The following is a 9189-nucleotide window of genomic DNA, read 5'->3' as shown; positions in this document are numbered from 1 at the left end:
TGGCTGGGGGACTAGGATTCGAACCTAGACAGGCAGAGTCAGAGTCTGCAGTCCTACCATTAGACGATCCCCCAAAGCCGGGATCGGGCGCGCGTCCGGTGTAAACCGGCTTGGACCGTGCCGAGCGTCAGACGGATAGGATCTGACGCCGTTCAGGATCCGGCGCGCCGAGTGGGGCCGTATAACAGCTCGCCTCCGGTCGCGCAAGAACGGCAGGCGGCTGTCTCCCCAAAGGCTTATTTTTCCGCGGGCGCGGGCGGAGGCTCAGGACCGGCGCCGGGTTCCAAAAGCGGCAAGAGCTCCGGACGATACTCAAAATGCATGGTGTCGTAGTGGTACCAGCGGCCACCCCAGATGAAGCCGTGGCGCTCGAAGATATGGACGATCTCGAGCGGGATGCGGTTGCGGTAGGCGATTTTGCCCGACGCGCCGCCCGCCCACCGCCAGTAGTCGGACTGCCCCACGGCGATGTCGATGGCGATGCCGTAGCCATGGGCGGATGTCCGGGGCGTACCGGCGATGGAGCGGCAATTGTAGGTTCCGCCCGCGGGGGCAAGAAACTTGCGGAACGACGGCGGCAGGCTATCGAGCTCTTTCGAAATCGCCTCGAGGCGCTGGGCTACACCGTTCACGGTCGTGACCTCGAGACGCTGGCCCGCCGTCGACGGCAGCCACGTGATGGTCGTCAGCTTGCCTTTCACCTCGCCCTTGCGACAGTCGCCATACATCTTGTCAAAGAACGCCGCGTTGCGGGCGCGGCCGGGATCGTCGTCGGGCGCGGGCTCTGCCGGGCCGGCACCCGCGACGTAAGGCAGCCGCAGCATGTCCTCGATGTCAGGGTTGTCGAGCCAGGCCGTGAACGATTTCGCGCCCACTCCGTCGTCGAGGGGCATGCGGGTTCCGTCGCGCCAGACCAGCCAATTGCCGTCGATCTTTTCGATCGCTTCCGGATAAGCCGCGGCGATGCGCTGGCCCGCAACGGCTTCAGGACGCTTTGCCGGCTTGCTCTCTGCTTCGGCCCACGCGTCGCGCGAGATCGCCGAGATGGCAAGGAGGGCGAGGACCGTGAGCCGGGTGGCGGATCGCTGCATCGGGAAAGGTGTTCGTAAAACTCTGGACGGGCAGGATCTGACATGATGTCCGCACCGTTGTCACGGGCCGGTTTTCCCCGATGTAAACCGATACGCGCGCTTTCGCTTTACGGGGCGTGGCCAGCTGCTACATTGGCTCCAGATGCAGCCAGACAATGGCCTGACGAGAGGGTGAGCCGGCGCTCGACGCCCGTCCCCCGGATCCAGGCTCTGGGGAAAAGACGTGTCGGAATTGACAGACGACGAGCGAGTCGGCGCTCCCTCTCAAGATCCGCAGCGTGCCTCCGACAAATCGGGAGGCAGCAAGGCTCGTTCTGACGGTCCCCCGCACGCGGGCCGCATCCGGAACGCTCATCAAGGGGCTGGCGGCGATCGCGGCCCGATCTACGGCGCTCTCGATCTTGGAACGAACAACTGCCGTCTGCTGCTGGCGCGGCCCTCGCGGCGCGGCTTTCGCGTGGTCGATGCGTTTTCGCGCATCATCCGGCTGGGCGAGGGGGTCTCGCAGACCGGGCGGCTCTCGGACGCCGCCATGCGGCGCACGATCGACGCGCTCAGGGTTTGTGCCGCCAAGCTTCAGCGTAACGACGTGGCGCGCGCGCGATGCGTTGCAACGGAGGCGTGCCGGATCGCCAGCAACGGACGCGATTTCCTGCGCCGCGTGGAGCGCGAGGTCGGCTTGAAGCTCGAGGTGCTCGACCGGGAGACGGAAGCGAGCCTCGCTGTTTCGGGCTGTGCCTCACTGATCGACTACCGCGCGGACTACGTTCTGGTGTTCGATATCGGTGGCGGATCGTCGGAGCTGATCTGGCTCGATCTTACGCAGGGCGGCCGAGCCGCCGACGACAACAACGGCGGCAAACGTCCGGGCGTCAAACCGCATATCCGCGCCTGGACCTCGTTGCCGGTCGGTGTGGTTACGCTCGCGGAGCGGTTCGGCGGCCACAATGTGACGCCAGAGAGCTTCGAGGACATGGTGGCGTATGTCACCGGTCTCGTGAAGCCGTGGGAATCGCTGCACGAATTTCGCGCACTGGCGAATGGCGGGAACGTGCACCTGCTCGGCACTTCGGGCACCGTGACGACGGTCGCCGGCATCTACCTCGGCCTCAAGCGCTACGACCGGGCCCGTGTCGACGGGTGCTGGCTCGCGATCAATGATATCCAGGCGGTCACGTCCGGGCTCTTGCGGTGCTCCTACGAGGAGCGTGTCGCGGAGCCCTGCATCGGTCAGGAGCGCGCGGACCTGGTGCTGGCCGGTTGCGCGATTCTCGAAGCCATTCTCAGGATGTGGCCCGCGGAGCGCCTGCGTGTGGCCGATCGTGGTCTGCGGGAGGGGATTCTCGCGACGCTGATGAACGAGGATGGCGTCTATCGCGCCGGACGCCGCCGGCGCCGGCAGCGCCCAGGGTAGTTTTCATGCGCATGAAGGGTAAATCAGGACGGGGGTCCGGCAGCAAGAAGGGCTCCGGGAGCGCGCTCGATCACTCGGGAGGGCAGCGCGAGCTCAATGTGCGGCTCAAGACGGCGCGCAGCCGCACGCCGTCGTCGCAGCGATGGCTCGAACGCCAGCTCAACGATCCTTATGTGGCGGCGGCGAAGCGCGCGGGTTTCCGGTCGCGGGCTGCCTACAAGCTGATCGAGATCGATGACAAGTACCGCTTTCTGAAACCCGGCGGGCGCGTGGTGGATCTCGGGGCGGCGCCCGGAGGCTGGAGCCAGATCGCAGCCGAGCGCGTGCAGTCGATCGCAGGGCGCGGGCAGGTGATCGCCATCGACATTCTCGATATGGAGCCGCTCGCGGGCGTCGTATCGACGACGCTCGATTTCATGGAGGACGGCGCCGAGACGTGGCTCAAGGACAAGCTGCGCGATGGCGCAGCGGATGTCGTTTTATCCGACATGGCGGCGTCGACGGTCGGGCACACCAAGACCGATCACTTGCGAATCATGATGCTGGCGGAAGCGGCCGCGCACTTTGCCGGGGACGTGCTGGCACCGGGCGGCGCGTTTCTTTGCAAAGTTTTTCAGGGCGGGACGGAGCGCGATCTCTTGGATTTTCTCAAGCAGCGCTTTGCAATCGTCCGTCATGTGAAGCCACCGGCCAGCCGGTCCGGAAGTGCGGAGCTCTACGTGCTCGCGACGGGCTTCAAGGGGCGCGCATAGGGCCGATACTCAGAACGGCGGTGCCCACAAAAGGCAACGGCGGCCGCTTGCTCGACCGCCGTGCCACTTCGACTCGCCAGTGCGCGAGCCAATCTTCATCATCAATCAGATGATGTCGATCTCTGCCGGGAGGTAGCTCGTCACCTCGAGGCCAACTTCCTGCTCGCGCACGGCGGGCTTGGACCAAATCTTCATTTTCGTTTCCTCCTTGCGAATGCCCTAGAGCAATCAAACGGGTCTTCGTAGCGTGTTAAGCGCCGAAGGTCTAATTGAATTTTCAGTGCTCATCATCAGGGCAACTGACTGTGCAGGTGCGAGAAGTTCGAGAGCGGGCGGTCTGAGCAACTCGCCGCCACTCCGCTCTCCGGCCGGGGCCGCTCGTGCCGCAGGGTGGGTCCCTTCCCCTCCTCCCGCCGCGGTGCTATAGGGCATCCGACATTCGCGCCGGGCCGCTCGTTTCGCGGCCGCCCGTGTCACACCCGCCCAAGGAGAGAACCATGGCTAAACGCCCAATCGATAGCGATTTGGGTCTAGCATTGACTTTCGACGACGTGCTCCTGGTGCCGGCGGCTTCCGAGGTTCTGCCGAGCCAGGTCAATGTGGCGAGCCGGGTCACCCGGACCATCTCCCTCAATATTCCCATCCTGTCCTCGGCCATGGACACCGTTACTGAAGGGCGCCTCGCGATTGCCGTCGCCCAAGAAGGCGGCATCGGTGTGTTGCACCGCAACCTCGTGCCCGAGGAGCAGGCCCGCCACGCAGCCAGCGTGAAGAAGTACGAATCCGGGATCGTGCTCAATCCCGTCACCATCCAGCCGACGGCAACGCTCGACGAAGCCTTGAAGCTCATGGCCAGCCATTCGATCTCGGGCATTCCCGTCGTCGAGGCGCCGAAGAAAGGTGCCAACAGGGGCCGCCTGGTGGGCATTCTCACCAACCGCGACGTGCGGTTTGCCAGCAATCTTCAGCAGCCGGTCGCGGAGCTGATGACGAAGGAGCGGCTGATCACGGTCACGCGTGACGTCAGCCAAGACGAGGCCAAACGTCTTCTGCATCAGCACCGGATCGAAAAGCTTCTGGTGGTGGACGATGAGTATCATTGCATCGGCCTCATCACCGTGAAGGACATCGAGAAAGCGCAGAAGCATCCCAACGCCTGCAAAGATCCGGAGGGGCGCCTGCGCGTGGCGGCGGCGACCACAGTCGGCAACGACGGCTGGGAGCGCACGGAAAAGCTGCTTGCTGCGGGTTGCGACCTGATCGTCGTCGATACGGCGCACGGCCACTCCAAAAGCGTGCTCGATGCCGTGACGCGCATCAAGAAGATCTCGAACTCGGTGCAGGTAGTCGCCGGGAATGTGGCGACTGCCGAGGCGACGCGCGCGCTCATCGAAGCGGGAGCGGATTCGGTCAAGGTCGGCATCGGGCCGGGCTCGATTTGCACGACGCGCATCGTTGCCGGCGTCGGCGTGCCTCAACTCACGGCCGTGATGGATTGCGCGACCGAAGCCCACAAGCACGACGTGCCGGTGATCGCGGATGGCGGTATCCGCTATTCCGGCGACATCGTGAAGGCGCTCGCGGCGGGTGCGGATTGCGTGATGATCGGCTCGCTGCTCGCCGGTACGGACGAGGCTCCGGGCGAGACCTATCTCTATCAGGGCCGCACGTACAAAGCCTATCGCGGAATGGGCTCGCTCGGCGCCATGGCGCGGGGATCGGCCGACCGCTACTTCCAGCAGGAGGTCAAGGATACGCTGAAGCTGGTGCCGGAGGGCATCGAGGGGCAGGTGCCGTACAAGGGACCAGTCGAAGGGGTGCTCAATCAGCTCGTTGGCGGATTGCGTGCCGGCATGGGGTACACGGGTGCGAAGACGCTGGAGGACCTTCGCAACACGGCGAAGTTCGTCCGCATCTCGGCGGCCAGCATGCGCGAGAGCCATCCCCATGGCGTGCTGATCACGCGCGAGAGCCCGAACTATCCGGGCGTCGCCTAGGCCTCAGGAGGGCACGACCTTGACCCAGACCGCCATTCTCTATCCGGTGTTTGTTCAGGTCGCGCTGACGTTCTTCCTGCAGGTCTGGATGCGCATCGAGCGCGTGGGCGCCTACAAGCGGGGCGACGTGCAGTTCAGCGACGTCTCACTCCGCCAGCAGAAGTGGCCGGCGCGCGCGATGCAGATCTCGAACGCCTTCCACAATCAGCTCGAGACGCCGATCCTGTTCTATGCCGTCGTGGCGTTTCTCATGATCACGAGCCAGGTCAACATCGTGTTCGTGATCCTGGCCTGGCTGTTCGTGGCGGCTCGTCTCTATCACGCTTACATTCATACGGGCCCGAACAAGCAACCGCACCGCTCCTACGCTTACCTCGCGGGTTCTGCGGTGCTCCTCGTCATGTGGGTGCTGTTCGCCATCCGCATCATCTTCTTCTCGGCCACCGGTGCCTAGGCCGTCCCCTTCAAGCGCAGGACCAAGCTCGTGAGACCGGGTGGGCGTATCAAAGCCGCGGCCGAGGTGCTGGAGGATATCTTCGCGCGCCATCAGCCGGCTTCGACGGCGCTGCAGGACTGGGGCAAGCGGCATCGGTTCGCGGGCTCGGGCGACCGCGCAGCGATCGGCACGCTGGTCTATGACGTTCTTCGGCGGCGACTGTCGCTTGCGGCGCAGATGGGTGCGCACACACCACGCGCGATGGCCATTGCGGCGGCGCCAAGGGCGCTCGGGCTTTCGGCCGACGATGTGATCGCGGTGTGCGACGGCAGTCCGCATGCACCGGAGCCGTTGAGCGACGAGGAGCGGGCGCATTTGGTGGCCGGGCTTCCGGCCGACGCTGCGGCGCATGTGGCCGCCGACGTTCCCGAATGGCTGATGCCGTCGTTCGTGCGGGCCTTCGGCGAGCGTGCGATCGCGGAAGGGCGGGCCATGGCCGAGCGGGCGCCGATCGATCTCCGGGCCAACGCGATCAAGGCGACGCGGGAGAAGCTGCTCGGTGCGTTCGCCAAGATTGGCGCCACGCCGGCACGATTTGCGCCTTTCGGTGTGCGCATCCCTGCGCCCGAGGGGTCCGCCAAGAGCCCGCACGTCGAGGCTGAGGCGGCGCACGGCAAGGGCTGGTTCGAGGTGCAGGACGAAGGCAGCCAGATCGCGGCAGCGCTTTCGGGTGCCGGGCCGCGCCAGCAGGTGCTCGATCTCTGCGCCGGCGCCGGTGGCAAAACCTTGGCACTCGCGGCGGCCATGCAAAACACTGGTCAGATCTACGCCTACGACGCCGACAAGGGGCAACTCCGGCCTATCTTCGAGCGTCTGCAGCGGGCCGGCGTGAGGAACGTCCAGGTGCTGGAGGCCGGCGACCGCGCGGCTCTGGACGCGTTGGGGCCGCGCTTCGATACCGTTCTCGTCGATGCCCCGTGCTCGGGATCGGGAACCTGGCGGCGCAAGCCGGACGCGAAGTGGCGGCTCCGGCCGGAGGCGCTCGCGATCCGGCAGACCGAGCAGCGGGACGTGCTTTCGCTCGCGGCGGGGCTGGTCAAGCCGGGCGGACGCCTCACTTTCGTCACGTGCTCCGTGCTGCCGGAGGAAAATGTCGATCAGGTTGCGTGGTTTGTTGGAGCGTTTCCAAATTTCGCCACCGTGCCTTACGGCGACATCTGGCCAGCGACGGTTGGCGGCGCGGCGCCCGCCTCAGCCGACGGTTCGACGCAAACGCTGCTGCTTACACCTGCCTCGCATGGAACCGACGGCTTCTTCGTTGCGAGCTTCAAACGGGCGGCGTGAGCGGCTTTCCTTTCCTCCGGGGATGACCCAAACATCTCGCTTGCTTTGTCACAATCTTCGACTAGGTTGCGCGCGCTGCGAGGACGGCGAGCGGTCCATCGCGCGCCCGCCGTATGTCCCCGGCGACGAGAGGCCAGATATTGCAGAGGCCGTCTCGATCGGCTTTGAGGATCCGGCGTCAGGCTTGTTCCTGCTCCAGGACGACCGTCCATCATGGCCACGGTGCCAAAGGCGAAGAAGCCTAAGCGGACCCCGCCGCGTTCCTGTCTTGGACCCGTGGCGGATCTCGAACAGCATCTGCCCGCCGAGTGGTGGCGCAAACTCTTCAACGCGCTTTACGTCAAGACCGACGGCGACGTGGTCGAGAACAACGAGAACACGCGCCGCGAGGTCGATTTCATCATCGCCGCGGCCGCCATACAGCCGCACAGCTCCATCCTCGATCTCTGCTGCGGGCAGGGGAGGCACTGCCTCGAGCTGGCGCGGAGGGGTTTCAAGAACGTTTCCGGCGTCGACCGCTCGCGCTATCTGATCCGCCTCGCGAAGAAGCGGGCGCAGACCGAGGGATTGTCGGTGATCTTCAAGGAGGGCGATGCGCGCAATCCGCGACTCGCCGAAAGCAGCTTCGACTGCGTGGCCATCATGGGCAACTCGTTCGGCTACTTCTCCAATAAAACGGACGACGAGAAGGTGCTGACGACGGTCGGCAAGCTGTTGCGGCCTTCCGGCCAGCTCGTGCTCGACATCACGGACGGCGCTTACATGGCCGATCACTTCGATCGCCGCAGCTGGGAATGGATCGACGAGCATCATTTCGTGTGCCGCGAGCGGTCTCTCTCGGCGGACCGAGAGCGACTGATTTCGCGCGAAGTCATCGTGCATGACGAGATCGGCGTCATCGCCGATCAGTTCTACGCGGAGCGCCTTTATACCCGCGACAGCATCACGAAGGTGCTTGAGCGGTGCGGGTTCCGCAATGTCCGCCATCATGGCAATGCCGAGTCGGTCTCCGACCGCGACCAGGATCTCGGCATGATGGCGCGGCGGCTCCTGCTTTCCGCGGACGCGCCGCAGCTTCCGGCCCGCAAGCCGCGCGGCAAGCTGCAGCAGCTCGACGTGACCGTGCTGCTCGGCGATCCCAGGCTGCCCGATCAGGTGAAGCGTGGCGGAGCGTTCCAGGACGAGGACATGGAGACGGTGCGGCGCCTCAAGGATGCGCTGGCGGAGCTCACGCAGTACAAGTTCCGCTACCTCGACAACCATGCAACGCTCGACCGCGATCTTACGGATCTGCGCACGGACCTCGTTTTCAATCTTTGCGACGAGGGCTTCAACAACGATCCCTTCAAGGAGCTGCACGTTCCGGCGATGCTGGATGCGCTGGGGCTTCCCTATACGGGCGGTGCGCCGGCGGCGCTGGCGGCCTGCTACGACAAGGGGCTGGTGCGGGCCGTCGCCATGACGCTCGACGTGCCGGTGCCGCTCGAAACGTATGTGCGCCCGGGCGATCAGGGTGCGACGCTGCCGTCCGTGTTTCCGGCCATCCTGAAGCCCAACACGGGCGACAGCTCGCAGGGCATCACCATGGACGCGGTGGTGCGCAACGAGAAAGGGCTGCTCGATTATCTTGAGCGGTTGCGGGCAGAGTTTCCCAAGCGCTCGGTGCTGGTGCAGGAGTTCCTGACAGGCGCAGAGTATTCGGTGGGCCTGATCGGCAATCCGGATCAGGGGCTGCGGGCGTTGCCGATCCTCGAGGTCGACTATTCCGGGCTCGATTCGAGCCTGCCCAAAATTCTCGGCTACGAAAGCAAGTGGGAGCCGGACAGTCCGTATTGGACGCAGATCCGTTATCGCGAAGCGTCGCTTTCCGAGATTGCCCAGCAGCAGCTCGTCGAGCATTCGACCAGGCTTTTCGAGCGGCTTGGCTGCCGCGACTATGCGCGCTTCGATTTCCGTGCGGACGCGCGGGGCGAGATCAAGCTGCTCGAGGTCAATCCCAATCCCGGCTGGTGCTGGGACGGAAAGATCAACATCATGGCGGGCTGGCAGGGAATGCGCTATCCGGAGCTTCTGACGCAAATTCTTCAGGCGGCGGTGGAGCGGCTCAACATCGTGGCCAGGCCACAGGTGCCGCAGGCCGAGGCAGCACAGTAGC

8 protein-coding genes and 1 tRNA gene are annotated in these 9189 nt (G+C 65.0%); 6 read left to right on the top strand and 3 right to left on the bottom strand.

The window, feature by feature from the left end; genetic code table 11:
• Together QZV93_RS05105 and QZV93_RS05100 are read right to left on the bottom strand one after the other, a co-directional pair.
• Positions 1-74, bottom strand: a tRNA-Gln gene (locus QZV93_RS05105).
• Between the two features lie 162 nt (positions 75-236).
• Positions 237-1091, bottom strand: coding sequence for a M15 family metallopeptidase (locus tag QZV93_RS05100; protein WP_295556512.1), 855 nt, complete (start codon positions 1089-1091; stop codon positions 237-239).
• 223 nt (positions 1092-1314) lie between these two features.
• Between QZV93_RS05100 and QZV93_RS05095 the strand changes: the two genes are divergently transcribed.
• Positions 1315-2505, top strand: coding sequence for a Ppx/GppA phosphatase family protein (locus tag QZV93_RS05095; RefSeq protein WP_295556511.1), 1191 nt, complete (start codon positions 1315-1317; stop codon positions 2503-2505).
• 11 nt (positions 2506-2516) lie between these two features.
• Complete coding sequence (locus tag QZV93_RS05090; RefSeq protein WP_295556517.1) at positions 2517-3257, top strand: RlmE family RNA methyltransferase; 741 nt, start codon at positions 2517-2519, stop codon at positions 3255-3257.
• Between the two features lie 105 nt (positions 3258-3362).
• Here the strand turns inward: QZV93_RS05090 and pqqA are convergent, their stop codons facing one another.
• Positions 3363-3452, bottom strand: coding sequence for a pyrroloquinoline quinone precursor peptide PqqA (gene pqqA, locus QZV93_RS05085; protein WP_020084408.1), 90 nt, complete (start codon positions 3450-3452; stop codon positions 3363-3365).
• Positions 3453-3754: 302 nt separating this feature from the next.
• Here pqqA and guaB point away from each other — a divergent pair, with 302 nt between their 5' ends.
• From guaB to QZV93_RS05065, 4 genes are all read left to right on the top strand, one after another.
• On the top strand, positions 3755-5254 hold the full coding sequence (guaB, locus tag QZV93_RS05080; protein ID WP_295556510.1) for an IMP dehydrogenase: 1500 nt from the start codon (positions 3755-3757) through the stop codon (positions 5252-5254).
• Between the two features lie 19 nt (positions 5255-5273).
• The gene (locus tag QZV93_RS05075; RefSeq protein WP_295556509.1) at positions 5274-5708 is read left to right on the top strand and encodes an MAPEG family protein; all 435 of its coding nucleotides are present in this window, start codon (positions 5274-5276) and stop codon (positions 5706-5708) included.
• A 30-nt stretch (positions 5709-5738) separates the two neighbouring features.
• Complete coding sequence (locus QZV93_RS05070) at positions 5739-7034, top strand: RsmB/NOP family class I SAM-dependent RNA methyltransferase (RefSeq protein ID WP_295556508.1); 1296 nt, start codon at positions 5739-5741, stop codon at positions 7032-7034.
• A gap of 213 nt (positions 7035-7247) precedes the next feature.
• Positions 7248-9188 carry a methyltransferase domain-containing protein gene (locus tag QZV93_RS05065; protein ID WP_295556507.1) on the top strand — a complete coding sequence of 647 codons (1941 nt, stop codon included), beginning with the start codon at positions 7248-7250 and terminating at the stop codon, positions 9186-9188.
• Position 9189: the final 1 nt, after the last annotated feature.

It is taken from the genome of uncultured Hyphomicrobium sp., from assembly GCF_902826555.1.
In the GTDB taxonomy this organism is placed as follows: domain Bacteria; phylum Pseudomonadota; class Alphaproteobacteria; order Rhizobiales; family Hyphomicrobiaceae; genus Hyphomicrobium_C.
This window is presented reverse-complemented; position numbering and strand designations above follow the sequence as displayed.

What these genes read in the sequence shown, in the direction of transcription:
- QZV93_RS05100 (WP_295556512.1), bottom strand. Translation starts at nt 1,091, where the DNA reads ATGCAGCGATCCGCCACCCGGCTCACGGTCCTCGCCCTCCTTGCCATC.
- QZV93_RS05090 (WP_295556517.1), top strand. Translation starts at nt 2,517, where the DNA reads ATGAAGGGTAAATCAGGACGGGGGTCCGGCAGCAAGAAGGGCTCCGGG.
- pqqA (WP_020084408.1), bottom strand. Translation starts at nt 3,452, where the DNA reads ATGAAGATTTGGTCCAAGCCCGCCGTGCGCGAGCAGGAAGTTGGCCTC.
- guaB (WP_295556510.1), top strand. Translation starts at nt 3,755, where the DNA reads ATGGCTAAACGCCCAATCGATAGCGATTTGGGTCTAGCATTGACTTTC.
- QZV93_RS05065 (WP_295556507.1), top strand. Translation starts at nt 7,248, where the DNA reads ATGGCCACGGTGCCAAAGGCGAAGAAGCCTAAGCGGACCCCGCCGCGT.